Source organism: Streptomyces sp. NPDC018000 (assembly GCF_044328025.1).
Classification (GTDB): Bacteria; Actinomycetota; Actinomycetes; order Streptomycetales; family Streptomycetaceae; genus Streptomyces.
On the sequence record NZ_JBIRGM010000004.1, the window covers coordinates 16,225 to 34,782 of the forward strand.

At 68.3% G+C, this 18,558-nt stretch carries 11 protein-coding genes, 1 pseudogene and 1 CRISPR repeat array (1 of these 13 only partly in view); of the genes and pseudogenes, 6 read left to right on the forward strand and 6 right to left on the reverse strand.

Going from position 1 to position 18,558, the window contains the following annotated elements:
- Window positions 1-86 precede the first annotated feature (86 nt).
- Window positions 87-1,370, reverse strand: a complete 1,284-nt coding sequence (locus ACH4EW_RS11880) for an aspartate aminotransferase family protein (protein WP_398254860.1) — start codon at window positions 1,368-1,370, stop codon at window positions 87-89.
- Window positions 1,367-2,209 (reverse strand): nitrilase-related carbon-nitrogen hydrolase, encoded by an 843-nt coding sequence (locus tag ACH4EW_RS11885; RefSeq protein ID WP_398254863.1) that lies wholly within the window; start codon window positions 2,207-2,209, stop codon window positions 1,367-1,369. Before ACH4EW_RS11885 ends, ACH4EW_RS11880 begins: the two co-directional genes overlap by 4 nt.
- Before the next feature lie 435 nt (window positions 2,210-2,644).
- On the opposite strand from ACH4EW_RS11885, the gene ACH4EW_RS11890 reads away from it, so the two are divergent.
- Window positions 2,645-3,736 carry a Rieske 2Fe-2S domain-containing protein gene (locus ACH4EW_RS11890; RefSeq protein ID WP_398254865.1) on the forward strand — a complete coding sequence of 364 codons (1,092 nt, stop codon included), beginning with the start codon at window positions 2,645-2,647 and terminating at the stop codon, window positions 3,734-3,736.
- A gap of 91 nt (window positions 3,737-3,827) precedes the next feature.
- Here ACH4EW_RS11890 and ACH4EW_RS11895 read toward each other — a convergent pair whose 3' ends face one another.
- Complete coding sequence (locus ACH4EW_RS11895; RefSeq protein ID WP_398254868.1) at window positions 3,828-4,208, reverse strand: hypothetical protein; 381 nt, start codon at window positions 4,206-4,208, stop codon at window positions 3,828-3,830.
- A gap of 102 nt (window positions 4,209-4,310) precedes the next feature.
- Complete coding sequence (locus ACH4EW_RS11900; protein ID WP_398254870.1) at window positions 4,311-7,700, reverse strand: ALF repeat-containing protein; 3,390 nt, start codon at window positions 7,698-7,700, stop codon at window positions 4,311-4,313.
- A 489-nt stretch (window positions 7,701-8,189) separates the two neighbouring features.
- Between ACH4EW_RS11900 and ACH4EW_RS11905 the strand changes: the two genes are divergently transcribed.
- From ACH4EW_RS11905 to ACH4EW_RS11915, 3 genes are all read left to right on the forward strand, one after another.
- Window positions 8,190-8,684 (forward strand): hypothetical protein, encoded by a 495-nt coding sequence (locus ACH4EW_RS11905; RefSeq protein ID WP_398254873.1) that lies wholly within the window; start codon window positions 8,190-8,192, stop codon window positions 8,682-8,684.
- 83 nt (window positions 8,685-8,767) lie between these two features.
- On the forward strand, window positions 8,768-10,414 hold the full coding sequence (locus ACH4EW_RS11910) for a trypsin-like serine protease (protein ID WP_398254875.1): 1,647 nt from the start codon (window positions 8,768-8,770) through the stop codon (window positions 10,412-10,414).
- Window positions 10,415-10,588: 174 nt separating this feature from the next.
- The gene (locus tag ACH4EW_RS11915) at window positions 10,589-12,433 is read left to right on the forward strand and encodes an FG-GAP-like repeat-containing protein (RefSeq protein ID WP_398254878.1); all 1,845 of its coding nucleotides are present in this window, start codon (window positions 10,589-10,591) and stop codon (window positions 12,431-12,433) included.
- Window positions 12,434-12,652: 219 nt separating this feature from the next.
- On the opposite strand, the gene ACH4EW_RS11920 is transcribed toward ACH4EW_RS11915, so the two are convergent.
- Window positions 12,653-12,922, reverse strand: coding sequence for a helix-turn-helix domain-containing protein (locus ACH4EW_RS11920; RefSeq protein WP_398254881.1), 270 nt, complete (start codon window positions 12,920-12,922; stop codon window positions 12,653-12,655).
- 41 nt (window positions 12,923-12,963) lie between these two features.
- On the opposite strand from ACH4EW_RS11920, the gene map reads away from it, so the two are divergent.
- Window positions 12,964-13,731 carry a type I methionyl aminopeptidase gene (gene map, locus ACH4EW_RS11925; RefSeq protein WP_398254884.1) on the forward strand — a complete coding sequence of 256 codons (768 nt, stop codon included), beginning with the start codon at window positions 12,964-12,966 and terminating at the stop codon, window positions 13,729-13,731.
- Between the two features lie 112 nt (window positions 13,732-13,843).
- On the opposite strand, the gene ggt is transcribed toward map, so the two are convergent.
- The gene (gene ggt, locus ACH4EW_RS11930) at window positions 13,844-15,655 is read right to left on the reverse strand and encodes a gamma-glutamyltransferase (protein ID WP_398254887.1); all 1,812 of its coding nucleotides are present in this window, start codon (window positions 15,653-15,655) and stop codon (window positions 13,844-13,846) included.
- 105 nt (window positions 15,656-15,760) lie between these two features.
- On the opposite strand from ggt, the pseudogene ACH4EW_RS11935 reads away from it, so the two are divergent.
- Window positions 15,761-15,976: pseudogene (locus ACH4EW_RS11935) on the forward strand (hypothetical protein); the annotation flags it as partial.
- A 26-nt stretch (window positions 15,977-16,002) separates the two neighbouring features.
- A CRISPR array of direct repeats spans window positions 16,003-18,558; the repeat unit is 29 nt; unit sequence CGGCTCACCTCCGCTCGCGCGGAGAGCAC (it continues 2,111 nt past the right edge of the window).

Below are 18,558 nucleotides of genomic sequence, written 5' to 3' on the forward strand. Positions count from 1 at the left end.
CCGTTCCGTTCCGTCGCCCAGAGCCTGTCGGGTGACCTTCGGTCGCCCGGTCAGAGGTCACCCGACAGGCTCTCAGCCGCCGCTTCTCATCCCACCGACCGCAGAGCCTCGGCCAGGATGTCCGCGCCTTCCTCCGCCTCCGGGATGGTCAGCGAGAGCGGTGGTGCGATCCGCAGCACGCTGGTGTTGTGAGCGCCGCCCTTGCCGATGAGCAGGCCGCCCTCGCGGGCCGCTTCGAGCACTGCGGTGGCCGCCTCCGGGTCCGCCTCGTCGGTGCCGGGCTTCACGAGCTCGATGCCGATCATCAGTCCCCGGCCGCGTACCTCTCGTACACACTCCGAAGCCGCGCCGATCGCACGCAGCCGCTCGATCAGCAGTCCGCCGACGCGCCGGGCGTTGCCCTGGAGATCGTGTTCGAGGAGGTACGAGAGGTTGGCGAGGCCGGCCGCCATGGTGACCGGGGAGCCGCCGAAGGTCGAAATGGAGTTGGCGTCGAGGCAGTTCATGACGTCGGCGCGGGCCACGACACCGCCGATCGACATGCCGTTGCCGATGCCCTTGGCGAAGGTGAGGATGTCCGGCGGTCCGTTCTCGCCGTGTGCCTGCCAGCCCCAGAAGTGTTCGCCGGAGCGGCCCCAGCCGGTCTGCACCTCGTCGGAGATCCACAGGATGCCGTGGCGGTCGAGCACCCTGCGGAAGGCCGCGTACAGGCCGTCCGGCGGTGAGGTGAACCCGCCTACGCCCTGGACGGGTTCGGCGATCAGGGCGGCGGGCTCGCGGGTGTGGCCGAGCAGGTCCTCCAGGTCGGCGACACAGGCCGCGATGAACTCCGCGTCGCCGAGGTGGGCGTACGGCCCCCGGGTGCGGACGCCGCCGTGCACGTACAGCGTCTGCAGCGGGGACAGATTCGTGGGCGACCAGGCACTGTTACCGGTGATGGAGACCGCGGAGAATGATCTGCCGTGGTAGCTGTTGCGCATCGCAAGGATCTGGTTCGACCTGCAGTACGTGGTGGCGAGCAGCAGGGCCGTGTCGTTGGCCTCGGTACCGGAGGTGGTGAAGAAGACCCGGGCGTCCGGGATGCCGGAGAGCGTGGCGATGCGTTCGGCCAGCTCGACCATCGGCCGGTTGAGGTAGAGCGTGGAGGAGTGGATGATCCGCCCGGCCTGCTCGCTGACCGCCTTGGTCACTTCGGGCAGGGCGTGGGCGGTCATGGTGGTGAGGATGCCGCCGAAGAAGTCGAGGTAGCGCCTGCCGTCGGCGCCCCAGACATGGCGGCCCTCGCCGTGGGTGATCTCCAGCGGGTTCTTGTAGTAGATCGTCAGCCAGTCGGGGCTGATGGCAAGATGGCGTTGGTGCAGGCTGCTCACGGCTCCACCAGTCCTTCGTACGCGTCGGGGCGGCGGTCCCGGTAGAACGCCCACTGCTGGCGGACCTCGTCGATGAGACCGAAGTCCAGGTCTCGGACGAGGAGTTCCTCCTCCTTGTCGCTGGCGACCTCGCCGACGAACTGGCCGCGCGGGTCGACGAAGTAGCTGGTTCCGTAGAAGTCGTTGTCGCCGTACTCCTCCTGACCGACGCGGTTGATCGCGGCGATGAAGTACTCGTTGGCGACGGCGGACGCGGGCTGTTCCAGCTGCCAGAGATATCCGGAGAGGCCGCGCGAGGTGGCGGACGGGTTGTAGACCAACTGAGCTCCGTTCAGCCCGAGTTGACGCCACCCCTCCGGGAAGTGCCGGTCGTAGCAGATATAGACACCGACCTTGCCGACGGCGGTGTCGAAGACCGGCCAGCCGACGTTTCCGGGTTTGAAGTAGTACTTCTCCCAGAACCCCTTGACCTGCGGAATGTGATGCTTGCGGTACTTGCCGAGATATGAACCGTCGGCGTCGATGACGGCGGCGGTGTTGAAGTAGAAGCCGGACTGCTCGACCTCGAAGACCGGCGCGACGATCACCATGCCGGTCTCGCGGGCGAGTTCCTGCATCCGCCGGACGGTGGGCCCGTCCGGGACGGCCTCGGCCCAGCGGTAGTGCTCGGGTTCCTGCACCTGACAGAAGTAGGGGGCGTTGAACACCTCCTGGAAGCCGATGATCTTCGCGCCCCGGCGGGCGGCCTCGCGCGCATGCTCCTCATGCTTGGCGATCATTGATTCGGTGTCGCCGGTCCAGGTCGCCTGGACAAGTGCGGCGCGTACGACTTGGGACATGAGCTGCTCCTTCGACGCGGCGTCAGAGAGCCTCTACGCATTTCTACGCCCGTAGACACGTGCGTAGGGGAGAACGTAAGCCCCGTCACACAGCGGGGCAAGACCATCGCCGTGAACCGGCGGAGTCGATCATGTTTCACACCCGTGCGGTCCACAGTTCATTCGCTTTCCAGCTCAGAGACCAGCCATCACGACCGCGGCCGGCAGAGTGTTCCACTCCTTCGATGCGGCATGCTGGAGGACTTCGGCGGCAGTTCCGTCCGCTTCCGCGTGCGCAACATGTGCCTCCGCACCAAGAGACGGACCGGAGCGCGCTATCACGTGCCTCGTCAACACCTTCCACGTTCATTCCCGTTCGGGTGACGTAGGGCGTGCCGGGAGGATCCCGGAGCGGTCTGGGCAGTCTCCGGGCGACCGATCCTGAGAGGGGAAGTGGTGGGACTTTCACGCGAGTACGGGCGCGCCATCAGCGAAGGGCCGACGCCGGCCGATGCTGCGGGGGCGCCTGCCCTGCCCTGTCCGAGCGGCTGGTCCGCGCTGGCCTTCTCCGACGAGCTGCGGCCGGGCGCTGTACTCACCCGGCCTTTAGCGGGACAGGACGTGGTGCTGTACCGGCTCGGGACAGGTGCTGTCCGCGCCATCCGTCCGTACTGTCCGCACCTCGGTGCCCATCTCGGTCTGGCGAAGGTCGACGGAGACGATCTCGTATGTCCCTTCCACTTCTTCGCGTTCGGCCCCGACGGCACATGCGTGCGGACGGGATACGACACAAAGCCGCCGAGATCGCCGTTGGCGCAGCTGCCGGTGCACGAGGTCAACGGTGCTGTCTTCGTATGGCGGCACCACGACGGCCGGGCACCGGACTGGTTCATCCCCGACTGGCACGAGATCGGCCACCTGCCTGCCCGTAGCGCCGCCTGGGAGCTGGCCGGAAATGTCCAGGAAGTCATCGAAAACTCGGTGGACCTCGGACACTTTGCCACCCTGCACGGCTGGGCCAAGGCCGAGATCGGCGGGCCCGTCGTCTACGACGACGCCGCGTTCCACGTGTCCATGCGGGCCCACGAGTCGGCGCCGCTGCTGGGAAACTTCGTCGTCGAGGTGGAGGTGGATGGCTACGGACTCGGTTGTCTGCACGCAGATGTGTACACGCCTCGGCTCGGGCTTCGGATGTGCACGATGGTCATGCCGACGGCGATCGCGCCCAACCGGATGCAGTTCCGGCAGAAGAACCGCATCGCCTTCGCGGAACCGGCCCGGTTACCGGCCCCTCTCGCACGAGTGGTGAGCCGGATCGCCGCCCGGCTGCTGGACCGCGCCGTCTTCCGTTCCAGTTGCGAATTCACCGCCGCCGACTTTCCGATCTGGAATCACAAGCAGTACCAGCAGCCGCCCCGGCTCGCTCCCGGTGACGGGCCGATCGGCCCGTTCCGGCGCTGGGCCCGGCGGTTCTATCCACCGCCCCAGGACGGGGACGACGCGCGGTTCAACCAGAGCGAGCGAAGCGACGGTGCGGAAGTGCCGTGAGCGTTGCGGGCCGCCTCCGAACCCGCCGATCCAACGCCGTTCTGACTGCAGCGTTCCAAGGCGGCACCTCAACCGCGTTGCGGCGGCGGGGTCACAAGACGGCGGCCATGGACAGCGTGACGACGAAGCAGGTGAGAAGGAAGATCGAAACCTGCTTGCCCGTCGCTCGTTCCATCGGTTTCCCTGATCGCACCAGAGCAAGCTGACGCTTGATGTATCTGGTGAAGATGGCCATCGTCACGGTCAGGCCCAGCATGGTGCCCGTGTAGAGCATGAGCGGGGTCTGCCCCTCGTCCCCTCGCACAGCCGAGAACACGCCGACCGCGAGGGCGCCGGCCAGGGCAGGCGCTGTCGCGAGGCCCAGTTTCTGTCGTCTCGTGCTGGCCCAGGACTGCAGGACCAGACCGAACACAAGACCGGATACAACGGTGGCTATCCACCAATCAGCAGTGGAAAATGTGGATGTCAGCACGAAGGGTCCTCCTGTTCGGTGTGGCGCAATGCCTGGCAGGGAGCGCTTGGCTGGGCGGGACGAGCTGTCGGCTCGCCCCACCCAGCTGTCTACGCAGACTTCTTACCAGGTGACCCAGCCGATCACGGTGGTCGTCACGTTGGTCGCAATGTCCGAGACCTTCTCGCCGATCATTGCCTCGTCCACACCGACCTTATCGAGCAGCTTCCGGGTCAGCTTCGACTTGCCGATGAAGGCCCCACCGAGCACGGTCAGGCCAAGCGCCGACTGGAACTGCTCGCTCTTCCAGCCGTAGCCGAATCCGCTGAATACGGCGCTCGCACCCTGGAACGCCCAGGAGGCGTAGCCGGCCCCGACAGCGAGGGGACCGGTGATCTCCGCCGACGGCGGGAAGACCACGGCCACGGTTCCGGAGACGACCGAGATCGTGCCGGCCCAGGTGCTCCAGTGCACGGTGGCCGACGCCCAGTCCTTGGCGTCGGCCATGTCCTCGGGCCATAGGCCCCACCACTTGGTGTCGCCGGTCTTGTCGTCGTCGTTGTCGGGGCTGTCGGCGGGGTTGGTGCCGTTCTGCTGGGCCTGCTTCGCCGCCTCGGCCGCCTTGCGTGCCGCCTCTGCGATCTCGGCCTTGCGCTTGGTGACGGCGATCGAGCGGGCCTCGCTGGCGGCGGCGGCGGCCGCCTTGGCGTCCTTGCCGGCCTGGATGGCGGAGGCCTGCGCAGCGGTGGCTGAGGTTTGTGCGGACACGGCCGAGGACACCGCTTGCTTCGCGGACGCCGACGCCTGGCGCATCGAGTAGTTGGCGGTCCGGGCCGCGCCGCGCGCGGTGAGGGCGGCTGCCTTGGCGTCCTCCGCCGACTTCTTCGCGGCTGCGGCGGACTTGTCGGCGTCGTCCGCGTTGGACCTTGCCTCGGCGGCCGAGTCGGCGGCGTCCTTGGCGTAGCCGTCCGCCTTCGCCGCCCAGTCGGCCGCCTCCTGCGCGGCCTGGCGGGCCTCCGCCGCGGCCTTGGACGCGAGTGCGGCGTCCTTCTGTGCCTGTGCGGCGATCTTCGAGGCGTGCGCGATGGTGGCACGCATGGCGGCGACGTGGGTGGCCTGGTCCTGGTCGAGGCGGGCGATGTTGTACTTGTCGTGGACGACGAAGGCGCGCCGCATCCGCGAGGAGCCCTCGAGGACGATCTGCGCGGCCGACTTCATGTAGGGGCCGCCGGTCGCTTGCAGGCTGAGGATCTCGACTCGGTCGTCCTCCTTGATCGCCTCCGCCCACTCGACGGCGAGGAAGCGGTGCAGGGCCGTGGCGCTGCCGTTGTCGAGCGCGGCTTGGGCCTTCGCCTTGACCCCCTTCCCCGGGTTCGCGTTCAGGACCTTCAGGATGGTGACGCGGTAGTTCTCGGCCGCCGCCGCGATGGCCCCGGTCTCGATGAACGTACGGGCCGCTTCCTCGTTGTCGCTGGCCAGTGCCTGATGGGCGGCCTCGGCGACGTCGGCCGTGGCCGACAGGGTGAGGCTGAGTACGCTCTCCCGGTCGTCCTGACGCTGGGCCAGGAGACGGTCGGTGCCGATCCAGTTGACCACGTCGTCGTCGGTTCCGGCGAGGGCGAATTCGGCCGCCTCGCGGGACCAACTGCCGCTCGAATCAAGGATCTTGACAGCGGCCTGCCGGCCGGTCGTAACCGCCTTGGCGGTGTCGCCGCCCTTCAGTTCCGCCTCGGCGGCGGCGATGAGGTCCTTGGTCTCCTGGCTGGTCTGCTGCGCCTGGGTACGCTGCTGCTCGATGCGTATGGCGTCCTCGGTCTCGGCCTGTGCTCTGAGGCGGGCCTCCGCGACGCCGATCTCCTGGTCCTCGGCGATGCGGGCCGTTTCCGAGTCGCGCGCCGCCCGCTCCACGGCCTGGGCTTCCTTGACGGCGTTGGAGGCTGTGTTGGCCGCCGTCACGGCAGCCTCGGCGTAGGCGGTGGAGCGCTTGGCGTAGTCGATGGCCTCGCCCGCGTGATTGGCCGCTTCCTCGGCCGCGGCCGCCGCGTTGTCGGCGTGTTCGGCGGCGCTGTTGGCGGCATCGCGGGCCACACCGGCCGCGGTGGCGGCCCGGTTCGCCAGGGTCTGGGCGGTGCCCGCTGCGCGCGTGGCCTGTGCGGCGGCGGCGTTGGCCTCGGCCGCGGCCTGCTTCGCCGCGGCTGCCTGGGACTGGGCGGCGCCCGCGGCGGTGGCGGCGTCGGCGGCGGCGTTGGCTGCCGCGGCGGCGTTCTGGGCCGCGCTCGCGGCGGCGGAACCGGCGGATGCAGCCTGCTTGGAGGCGATGGATGCCTGGTCGGCGGCCTTGGCCGCGGTACGCGCCTTGGCAGCGGCGTTGCGTGCGCCCTGGGCGGCCGAGCGGGCCGCGGCGGCCTTCGAAGCATCCTTGGAGGCGGCGATCGCGGCGTTGTAGGCGCGCGATGCGGCACTGCCCGCGGTGGCCGCGGCCGCGGCGGCCGCCTGCGCGGCCTGCGCGGCGCGGCGCGATGCGGCCTGGGCGGTGCGGGATGCGGAGATGGCCGTGGCCGCGGCGCTGGCGGCGCCGCGTGCGGCGTTCGCGGCGCTGTTCGCCGCTGCGGCCGACTTCTTCACATCGTTCTCGGCGGCCTTCGCTTCCTCGGCAGCCTTGAGCGCGGCGGCCTTCGCCTTCTCGGCGGCCTCCTTCGCCTTGTCGGAGGCGGCGACAGCCTTCTCCGTCTTCAGCGCCGCCTGCTTTCCCTCCCGTTCCACGATCTCGACCAACTGCTCGATCGTCGCGGCCTCGTCGTCGCGGGCCCTGGCGATGTGCTGGCCCGCGACGAGGAACCGGCCGATCGCCTCGGGCGATCCGTCATCCAGTGCGCGCTGCGCGTACACCTTCACCTGTGGGGACGCGGTGTTGAGGATGGCCATGACCTTCACCCGGTCGTCCTCGGCCTGGGCGCTGTACTGGGTCTGCTCCAGGAAGGTTTTCAGCGCGTCCTGGGTGTTCAGGTCCAGCGCCTTGGCGGCTGCCCGCTTCACCGCGGAGCCACTGTTGTTGCTGACCGTGGCCGTGGCCACCCGCAAGTCCTCGAGGAGGGGGGCCTGGTAGCCGTTGGTCAGGTAGGTGGCGACCGCGCCGTCCCCGCTGGACAGCGCGATGGAGGCCGAGTTGCGAACTGCCTTGCCCGCGTAGGGAAGTGCGGCAAGGACGGCAAAGCGGTTGTCCTCCGCCTTGACCGCCGGCAACTCCTGGCTGAGGAACGCGGAGACGGCGGCCGAGGAACCGAGCAGAGCGGCGGCGGCGGACTCGCGGGTCGAGCGGCCGCCGATCTTGTACGCCCAGACGACCCTGCCCCGGTCGGTGTCGGGGAGGCCGTACGGCGTGTCGCTGGGGTCGGCCTCGGCGGCGCGGGCGGGGCCGGCGGACAGCGTGAGGATAGAGGGCAGGGCAGGTGCCGCGACCACCCCGGTCAGGGTGGCGAGTACCCGGCGCCTGCTCCACAACGATGACGACAAAACGCGCATCCTTCCTATGTGGAATATCGCGCACACCTTTTTCTCGGTGTGAGAGCCAAATTCAAGGCGCTACATGCGCCGAACTGGAAACAGATATTCGCACAACCACCACGACCGAGTACAGGAAGGCGCGAGCGAATAACATTTCAGCCGCCAACGCCGGATTTCATGCATTTGTGATCAATTCGCATAAAACCTTTAGCGGCCGTCATCGGAGCGTGATCATACATTTACACAGTCGTGATCCAGGCTGCTGCAATCTTTCTGGCCAGCCATGATGCGACCTCATGCCATTTCGGATCAGAGCCCAAATGACCGATTTAACCGTCTGGACATTGGTGGGCCGCACTGATTTCAATGAGACGCCCCGGGTTCACGGAGGGGTAAGGCCGGAAAGTCTCTGCTTACCGCTCAAGTGCTTCTGCGTGCTTTTGCCGCCCGCTTCGGACCTGGGGAAGGCGGCATCTCATCTGCGTAAGGAAAAAACCCATGAAACTCGTTACTCGGGCCCTTTCTGCGGCGTGCGCCGCCGCAGCGGTGGCAGTGCTCTGGTCCACTTCGGGGCCGGACCGGACGGTGCAGGTGTCGGCCTCCGTCGCGGACGCGGCGCCCGGCTACGTGGTGGAGGACTTCAGCTACCCGCATGCCGACAAGATCCTCGCGGAGAAGAACATCGTCCTCAAGCGCGGCGACGGCCACATCACGCTGGTCGACTGCGCGAATGGCACCGGCTACCTCGAGGTCTGGGCCCGCGAGAAGGAAAAGATCTGCTTCCAGGTCGTGGGCAACTCCGGCTGGCTGACGATGGAGATCCCCTCGGTCTACGGCGTCAAGGGCAATGACTACACAGCCCAGGTCGACATGACCGTCGGCACCGAGGAGAAGACCTTCGACATCGACAAGAACGCCTGGACCGCGGTCGGCGAGAGCGCGGACGAGCAGGGGCGCGACCACATGCTCGTGGAGATCAGGACCGCCAAGTAGTGCCTTTCCTGGCACAAGGCAGCTCAGACCGCGTATTACGCGGCGTGTCCAGCTCACGGAACCACATGATCCATAAGGAAGAGATGTCCCACAGACATGCCCGAAGTGCATGGGGCGCCGCACTGCTCACCATCGTGGTTGCCACAGGAACCCTCACGTCGTCGCCGGCGCAGGCGCTGGACGGCGTCACTGCTGCGGACGGCAGCTACAGCTTCACCACGAAGATCGACGTGGGTGGGGTGCGAGCCTGCTCGGGCACGCTCATCAACAATCAGTGGCTGATCTCGGCCTCCAGTTGCTTCGCTGAGGACCCCACCCAGGCGACCTCCCTTCCGGCCGGCGCACCCAAGCTCAAGTCCACCGCAGTCATCGGGCGCACCGACCTCACCACGGCCACGGGCGAGGTACGCCAGATCACCCAGCTGATCCCTCGCCAGGACCGGGATCTCGTCCTCGCCAAACTTGACGCCCCTGTCTACGGGATCAGCTTCCTGCACCCCGGATCCGACGCCCCCGTTCAGGGAGAAGCGCTCAAGGGCGCCGGCTACGGACGGACGAAGAACACCTGGGTTCCCGACGTCCTGCACGGCGCCGCCTTCACCGCTGAGGCCGTCGAGGCGACCTCGGTGAACATTGACGGCACCTCCGTCTGCAAGGGAGACTCCGGTGCCCCCGTCTTCCGGGAGAAGGAGGGCCGCCCCGAGCTCGTCGCCATCGCCACCAACTCCTGGCAGGGCGGCTGCCTGGGCTCGAACGAGACCCGCACCGGGGCGGTTGCCAGCCGCGTCGACGACATCCGCGCCTGGATCACCGAGAACACCGCCTCCACCCTGAACAACTGGAACCTTCAGATGCTCACCAGGACGAGCACTGGGCTCTACCACGCCATGCGCAACAGCAACGGCGACTGGACCGGTTTCGGAGACGTCCAGAAAGCCGCCGGCAGCATCACAGACCTCGCTCATGCCGCTGATGCCGCGATCAAGGGCAAGAACTACGTCTTCGCCGTCGGCGGCGACGGACATCTCTACGAAGCCAACCGCCGCCCCACCGGCGGCTGGGAGGCCTTCCGCGACATCACCGACGAAGTCGGCTCCAAGCCCGGGCTGACCCGCGTCGCGGTCACCTCCACCGGGTCTGGTCTGGCGCTCATCGGCCTTGCGTCCGGCCGTGTCTACCACGCCACACAGGACGCGGACGAGAAGTGGTCCAAGTGGGGCGACGTGAGCGCCAAGCTCGGCCTGCTCGGCAACGCCACCCAGGTCACCACCGCTCAGACCTCAAATGGAGACACACAGGTCGGCGTCGTCGCGGACAAGAAGGCCTACCACGCCACCCGGCACTCCGACGGCACCTGGAGCGCCTGGGGCAACGTCAGTAACCTTCCTACCGGCCTGGACGCAATCAACGGCATGGCCTTTGCCGGCACCGGCAGCAACCTCCAGGTCATCCTCACCAGCCCTACCGGCGGCAAGAAGCACGCGATCCGCGCCGACGCCACCGGCCACTGGAGTGCCTTCGGCGACCTCGGCGGCAAGCTCGGCAACGAACCGACCATCAGCGTCGACGCCGCAAGCGTCACCCGTGAATTCCAGGCCGCCGTCGTCACCGCCGACGGCAGGATCAAGCACACCCTGCGTCACGACAACGGGAAGTGGGACGCCACGGAGCAGGTCGTCGGCTACCCCGGCACCCCTGCCACCGTCGCGCTCACCGGCAGCGCCGACTGACCACACGCGCAAACCTGCGCCCGTACCACCCGCGCAAGCCCAGGAAGCTCTTTCCGGTCTCGGTACCGAAACCGGAAAGAGCTTCCGGCCGAGTCCGACGTACCGGCGTCTCCATCCGTTCTTGGTCAGTGCTCTCGTATCCCCCAGAAGATACCCGCGAGCAAGGAGAACCACATGCCTCTCAGTCCATCCCGCCGTGTGCGGACCACTGCACTGATCGTCGCCATTGCCGCGGCAGGTGCGCTCACCGTCACTGCACCGGCCCAGGCCGTTATCGGTGACACCGTCGCCGACAACACCTATGCGTTCACTGCAAAGCTTGGCATCGGCGGCGAGCGCGCCTGCACTGGATCTCTTGTCGACGCCCAGTGGATCCTGACCGCGAGCAGTTGCTTCGCGGCCGCCGGGCAGCCTGCGTTCCCGCTTCCCGCCGGTGCACCAGCCGTGAAGACCATGGCGACCATCGGTCGTACCGACCTGACCGGTACGACCGGCAAAGTCGTCGAAATTACCGAGTTGGTGTCCCGGACGGACCGGGACCTGGTGATGGCCAAGCTCGCCCAACCGGTTACCGATATCGCCCCCGTCGTCCTGGCCGGCTCCACACCAGTGGCGGACGAGACACTTCAGGCCGTGGGTTACGGTCGTACCAAGGACGTCTGGGTGCCCGACCGCCTGCACGCCGGGAGCTTCACCGTGACGCAGGTCGGTGCCACCACCGTGGCCGTCGACCGGGACGGCGGCAGCATCTGCAAGGGTGACGCGGGCGGTCCCGCGCTGCGCGAGAGGGACGGCAAGGTCGAACTCGTCGCCGTTCACAGTACGTCCTGGCAGGCCGGCTGCCTGGGGTCCGACGAAACCCGTAACGGCGCCGTGGAAACCCGTCTGGACGATCTCGGTGATTGGATCCGGCAGATCCGCGCTCTGCCTCAGGAAAGCCAAGTTGCTTCCGGGGACTTCAATGCCGACGGCAAGGAAGACATCGCGGCCTTCTACGACAACGGCACGTCGACCGAGGGCAAGAACAGGTCTTCGCTCTTCGCCTTCTACAGCACTGGCACCGGCTTCGGTGAACCCAAGAAGGTATGGAGCACTCCCGGCGGTTTCACCTACGCCGCCAGCAAGCTGGCATCGGGCGACTTCAACGGCGACGGCAAGGACGACGTCGCGGTCTTCTACGACGGAGGCGCCTCGGACACCGGCAACATCTCCTCCCTCTACACCTTCACCAGCACCGGCACCGGCTTCAGTAGCCCCAAGAAGACCTGGACCACGACCGGCGGCTTCACCTGGAGCAAGAGCAAGGTCACCTCCGGCGACTACAACGGCGACAGCAAGGACGACATCGCCGTCCTCTACGACACCGGCACCTCGGCCGACGGCAAGCGTGTCACCTCGCTCTATACCTTTAACGGCAACAGCACCGGCTTTGACAACCCGCGCAAGACGTGGACCAGTTCGGGCTCGTTCAACTGGAACGCTTCAAAGGTCACCTCCGGCGACTACAGCGGAGACGGCAGGGACGACGTCGCCGTCCTCTACGACGCCGGCACCTCGGCCGACGGCAAGCGCGTCACCTCACTCTTCACCTTTGCAAGCAACGGAACCGGCTTCGACGACCCGCGCAAGACGTGGACCAGTTCGGGCTCGTTCAACTGGAACGCTTCAAAGGTCACCTCCGGCGACTACAGCGGAGACGGCAAGGACGACGTCGCCGTCCTCTACGACCGGGGCACGGCAGCCGACGGCAAGTTCGTCACCTCGCTCTTCACTTTCACGAGTAATGGCACCGACCTCGCCGCCCCCCGTGAAGTGTGGACCAGCACCGGCTCATTCAACTGGGACGCGAGCGGGCTGACGTCCGGCGACTACAACAAGGACGGCAAGCACGACATCGGCGTCCTCTACCGCTCCGGAACCACTGCCGACGGCCGCCGGATCGACTCCCTGTTCACCTTCACCAGCACCGGCACCGATATCAAGGCACCAGTCAAGCACTGGACCGGTAGCGTGATCTGATCGCCTTCGAGGTGACGAGTCCATCGCGGAGCTCACTGCTGGAGCTCCCTCGGTAAGGCCCGCTCCTGAACCGTGAATTGTTCGGGAGCGGGCACTCGTCCGCAGGTGCCGGCATGTCTCTCGCCATCGCGCTGCTGGAGGAGATCGACGATCCGCGCCACCGGCGCAAACAGCCGACGGTCGCCGACAGGGCCGCCGCTCCCTGGCCAGGGAGCGGCTCTACCCGGCCAGCGGCACCGCATCCGGCTCCGGGGCGCAGCGGGTCAGCAGTTCGTCCATCGAGAGTCCGAGCGTCCCGGCCAGCGCCGCGACGGTGAAGAAGGCAGGGGTCGGCGCGCGGCCCGTCTCGATCTTGCGCAGCGTCTCGGCGGAGATTCCGGCGCTCGCCGCGATCTCGACCATGCTGCGCCTCCCGCGCGCCTCGCGGAGCAGTGCTCCGAGGCGCTCACCGCGGCGGCGCTCTTCCTGGGTCAGGGGCGTTCGTACCATGCCGTCATTGTAATACCGCTACAACCGGTATAGTAATTGGCATGGTGCAGCTCAAGACAGACACATCCATCGAAGCCATGCGCGAGACCGGCCGGGTCGTGGCACAGCTGCTGACGTCCGTGCGGGAAGCGGCGGCTGTCGGCGTCTTACTGCGCGAACTCGACGAGGTGGCCCGCGAGGTCCTCCGCGAGGCGGGCGCCGGGTCGCCGTTCCTGAACTACCGGCCGCATTTCGCCCCCAGCCCGTTTCCCGCCGTGATCTGCGCGTCGGTCAACGATGCGATCGTGCACGGCATCCCGACCGACCAGCGGCTGCGCGACGGTGATCTGGTGAGCATCGACGCAGGTGCGACGCTCGGCGGCTGGGCGGGCGATTCGGCGATCAGTTTCACCGTCGGGCGCGCCCAACCGGCGGACACCCGGCTGATCGACACGGCGTTCGCGGCGTTGGAGGCGGGGATCGCGGCGGCAGTCGTCGGCAATCGGATCGGCGACATCGCACATGCGATCGGCACAGTGTGCCGCAGCGCCGGTTACGGCATTCCGCAGGGGTTCGGCGGCCATGGCGTGGGCCGGTCGATGCACGAGGACCCGGCCGTCCCCAACGAGGGACGACCGGGGCGCGGCATGCCGTTGCGGCACGGAATGGTGCTGGCGATCGAGCCGATGCTGATCGGCGGCGGCAAGGACGCATTCCATCCGGACCGGGACGGCTGGACGCTGCGTACGTCCGACGGCAGCCGGGCGGCACACGCCGAGCACACGGTGGCGATCACCGACGAGGGTCCGCGCATCCTCACCGCGTTGTGATCGACATCCCCTCGCTTACCTCCAGTTTTTCTGAATGAACTGCTTGGCGGGATGGTTCCTCGCGAGACGACTGCGAGGAACCAGCCCCGCACATAGGTCTATTGATGGGACGTCATGGCCGTCCGCCGGGCTTCACGACCATGGCCGACCCTCCGCCCCGGCGCACCTTCTCCGCAGCCGCCAGCCACCGTCCGTCCGGCAACCGCTGTACCCCTGTCGCCGCCCCGATCTCGGGATTCAGCTTGAAGACATGCCCCAGCGACTCCAGTTCCGTCCGCACGGGGCTGTTCCACAGCCCCGGTTCGAGCTCCGTCGTCGCCGAGTTGCGCTGGCTGGCGCGCGGCGCCGCGATGGCGTCGACCAGCGGCAGCCCCCGGTCGACCTTGCCGATGAGCGACTGCAGCACGGTCGTGATGATCGTGGCGCCACCCGGCGAGCCCAGGGCCAGCACCGGCTCACCGTGCTTCAGCACGATCGTCGGTGACATGGACGAACGCGGACGCTTGCCCGGACCCGGCAGATTCGGGTCGTGGACCGCCGGATCGGCGGGCGCGAAGGAGAAGTCCGTCAGCTCGTTGTTGAGCAGATAGCCACGCCCCGGCACGGTGATGCCGCTGCCCCCGGTTTGCTCGATCGAGAGGGTGTACGCGACGACATTGCCCCACTTGTCGGCCGTCGTCAGATGTGTGGTGTTCTCCCCCTCGTACGTCGTCGGGGCGGCCGTGCCACCGGTCTTGCAGTCGGCCGGGTGGCCGGGGTCGCCCGGCGCCAGCGGGCTGGCCAGCACCGCATCGTCCCTGATCAGGCACTCCCGCGAGTCGGCGAACCGCTGGCTGAGCAGCCCCTGCGTCGGTACGTCCTCGAACGCGGGGTCGCCGACCCATCGCCCGCGGTCCGCGAACGCGATCCGGCTCGCCTCGATGTAGCGGTGCAGATACTGCGCCTCGCTCGCCTTCGAAAGATCCGTGGACTCAAGGATGTTGAGCGCCTCGCCGACGGTTGTACCGCCGGACGAGGACGGTGCCATGCCGTACACATCCAGGCCGCGGTAGCCGGCCTTCGTCGGAGCCTGCCGCAGCGTCCGGTAGGACCGCAGGTCCTTGGCCGTGAGGTCGCCCGGACGCACCACCCGGCCGGCCTTCGGGTCCACGGGCGGGTTGCGTACGGTGCGTACGACGTCGTCCGCCAGCTCGCCCTTGTACAAGTCGTCGATGCCCTTGCGGCTCACCTGTTCGTATGTACGCGCCAGATCGGGGTTCTTGAAGACGGAGCCGACCACCGGCAGCCGGCCGTCCGGCAGGAAGAGCTTCCTGGTCGCCGGGAAGTCGGCGAACCTCGACTGATTCCCCTCGGTCTGCGAGCGGAAGGTGCTGTCGACGACGAAGCCGTCCCTGGCAAGCCGCTCGGCCGGCTTCAGCACCTGCCGCAGCGGCTTGCTGCCCCAGGTGTCCAGCGCGGTGTCCCAGGTGGCCGGGGTGCCTGGGGTGCCCACGCTCAGTCCGCTGGTGACAGCGTCGGCGAAGGCGAGCGGTTTGCCGTTCTCCAGGAACAGCGAGGAGTCCGCGCTGCGCGGTGCGGTCTCCCGGCCGTCGATCGTCTCCACGGTGTGCTTCCTGGCGTCGTAGTAGACGAAGTAGCCGCCACCGCCGAGACCTGCCGAGTAGGGCTCGGTCACACCGAGCGCGGCCGCGGTCGCCACCGCGGCGTCCACCGCGTTGCCGCCCTTGCGGAGCACCTCGATTCCCGCAGCCGACGCGTCCGCGTCGACGCTGGCGACCGCCCCTCCGTAACCCACCGCGACAGGCGACTTGGGGGGTGACGAGGTCGGTGGTGCGGACGAGCACGACGGGGCGGCTGCCCCGACCATGACGACGACGGCGAGAACAGCCGGAAACGACACATTCCTTACGACGGAACGTCGCATGCGCACCTCCAGTGAAGGATTGTCCGCCGCAGGGTAACGCCGCCCCGCCCGCCGCGTCAGGACCGTCGTCAGCCGCAGGCCGTTCGCCTGCTGACTTGCCCGCCCATGACTGACGACATACGCAACATAGTGCTGGGCGTGATAGCCGCGGGTATCAGTGGCGCGCTGGGCTGGATCGCCCGCACCTGTCTCTGGCACCGCAAGCTCCGCCGCAAACAGGCTTTCTTCGGGCTGCCGGGCAACTCCGAATGCCTGCTCGTCGTCAACCGCGACGCGGGCGGCAACGGTGCCGTCCACCGCCACGACGTCTTCGCACTGATGATCCAACGCGCTCGCCAGTCATCGACCGGCTCACCTCCGCTCGCGCGGAGAGCACGCGTCGGAGTACGTGGATCACCGCCTGGTCCTCGGCTCACCTCCACTCGCGCGGAGAGCACCTGGTGGTTCTCGGACCAGCGGAACAGGGCGACGGCTCACCTCCGCTCGCGCGGAGAGCACGTAACCCGCCAAGTCGCCGCACCACCAGCGAACGGCTCACCTCCGCTCGCGCGGAGAGCACAGGACGTATACGCGGTCGGCACGGGACTGCTGCGGCTCACCTCCGCTCGCGCGGAGAGCACACGCCCGGCCCCGGCCGATTGCCCCAACTGCCCGGCTCACCTCCGCTCGCGCGGAGAGCACCGCCGCTGCTTTGTCGGTAGCCGCTCGAAGGCCGGCTCACCTCCGCTCGCGCGGAGAGCACCGCTGCTCGTCGGACAGTTGGGCGTCCTTGAGCGGCTCACCTCCGCTCGCGCGGAGAGCACGACCGGCAGGGGGAAATGGTCACCGTGAACCGCGGCTCACCTCCGCTCGCGCGGAGAGAACGGCAACAGGATGCCCGCTCCGGCCGTGACCACCGGCTCACCTCCGCTCGCGCGGAGAGCACTGGATCGACGGCGTCACCGCCGCGAACCCGGACGGCTCACCTCCGCTCGCGCGGAGAGCACTCCATGGCCTTCATGTTGCCGCCGCGTGCCTGCGGCTCACCTCCGCTCGCGCGGAGAGCACGTGTCGCGGGGAATGATCGCGATCGGCTCGCGCGACTCACCTCCGCTCGCGCGGAGAGCACCCGCGCCGACCACCCTCCCTTCCCGCTGCCCGCGGCTCACCTCCGCTCGCGCGGAGAGCACGCCTTGTTGTCGGATGCCAGCTCCAGCCCGATCGGCTCACCTCCGCTCGCGCGGAGAGCACAACGGCCACCCGGTGCGTGAACACCGGATGGCCGGCTCACCTCCGCTCGCGCGGAGAGCACACCAGCTGGCGACCGACAACCTCCGCGCCTACCGGCTCACCTCCGCTCGCGCGGAGAGCACCATGGTCACTCGCCCCCGATCGTGAACTCGCGCGGCTCACCTCCGCTCGCGCGGAGAGCACCGTTGGACCCGCACGACGAGGGATGCGACCTGCGGCTCACCTCCGCTCGCGCGGAGAGCACCTCCTGACCGTGTCCCCGCAGGTGCCGATGATCGGCTCACCTCCGCTCGCGCGGAGAGCACTCCTCGTCGTCGTAGGAGACGGTGTGCTCGGACGGCTCACCTCCGCTCGCGCGGAGAGCACAGGCTGATGCCGAGGATCACGAGGAGTACGGACGGCTCACCTCCGCTCGCGCGGAGAGCACTCGTAGCGCGGCCGTCCGTAGTCATCCCGGTCCGGCTCACCTCCGCTCGCGCGGAGAGCACTCGCCGTCGAAGAGGCGGGGGTCGAGACCAGGCGGCTCACCTCCGCTCGCGCGGAGAGCACGACTCGATCAGCGCTCTGTCGGTCGACCGGCTCGGCTCACCTCCGCTCGCGCGGAGAGCACAATCCCGGGCCAGCAGATCTGAACTGGACGGGCGGCTCACCTCCGCTCGCGCGGAGAGCACCGACCGACTCGCATCAGGAGGCCGGAGACTTCCGGCTCACCTCCGCTCGCGCGGAGAGCACAGTCATGGTCATCTCTCCTTCGTGCGTGCTCACGGCTCACCTCCGCTCGCGCGGAGAGCACTTGCGGGGATGGCCGGTGACGGCGGACCGGGACGGCTCACCTCCGCTCGCGCGGAGAGCACTACAGCTACTTCTCCACTGAACCAGGCATGAGCGGCTCACCTCCGCTCGCGCGGAGAGCACGCGCTGATCCAGGGGGAGGCGTAGGGCAGGGTCGGCTCACCTCCGCTCGCGCGGAGAGCACGGGGTCCTCTCTTGCGGGTCGGGTCAGGCGGGCGGCTCACCTCCGCTCGCGCGGAGAGCACGTCAGGGTCGCCGGGTAGTTCGTCCGCGCCTCCGGCTCACCTCCGCTCGCGCGGAGAGCACGAGGCGGTGATCTGGCGGGACGGCCGGCTGGACGGCTCACCTCCGCTCGCGCGGAGAGCACCCAGTGCGCATGCTGTTGCCGAGCTCTTCAAGCGGCTCACCTCCGCTCGCGCGGAGAGCACACCGTCAGCCCGTTCTCTCCGGACAGGGTGAACGGCTCACCTCCGCTCGCGCGGAGAGCACGAACTCGTGTGTCCACCAGAGGTTGGTGGGCTCGGCTCACCTCCGCTCGCGCGGAGAGCACTCGGCGTCGATCTCGTCGAGCTGGGCGAGGAGCGGCTCACCTCCGCTCGCGCGGAGAGCACCCGGAGAGAGAGCAGGGCTCCGCGAGATCATTCGGCTCACCTCCGCTCGCGCGGAGAGCACGATGCCACCGGATCCACCGACGCCGTCGGCGACGGCTCACCTCCGCTCGCGCGGAGAGCACTCCAGGACGATGATCTGGTACCGCGCCAGCAGCGGCTCACCTCCGCTCGCGCGGAGAGCACATCTCGGCGAGCACCCCCGGCTACTGGACGGACGGCTCACCTCCGCTCGCGCGGAGAGCACAGGGTTATGGGTTTCCCGCCCTGGTG

Bases quoted from the DNA above. Each gene is read 5' to 3' on its own strand.
- ACH4EW_RS11885 (WP_398254863.1), bottom strand. From the start codon at position 2,209: ATGTCCCAAGTCGTACGCGCCGCACTTGTCCAGGCGACCTGGACCGGC.
- ACH4EW_RS11905 (WP_398254873.1), top strand. From the start codon at position 8,190: ATGAAACTCGTTACTCGGGCCCTTTCTGCGGCGTGCGCCGCCGCAGCG.
- ACH4EW_RS11910 (WP_398254875.1), top strand. From the start codon at position 8,768: ATGTCCCACAGACATGCCCGAAGTGCATGGGGCGCCGCACTGCTCACC.
- ACH4EW_RS11915 (WP_398254878.1), top strand. From the start codon at position 10,589: ATGCCTCTCAGTCCATCCCGCCGTGTGCGGACCACTGCACTGATCGTC.
- ACH4EW_RS11920 (WP_398254881.1), bottom strand. From the start codon at position 12,922: ATGGTACGAACGCCCCTGACCCAGGAAGAGCGCCGCCGCGGTGAGCGC.
- map (WP_398254884.1), top strand. From the start codon at position 12,964: ATGGTGCAGCTCAAGACAGACACATCCATCGAAGCCATGCGCGAGACC.
- ggt (WP_398254887.1), bottom strand. From the start codon at position 15,655: ATGCGACGTTCCGTCGTAAGGAATGTGTCGTTTCCGGCTGTTCTCGCC.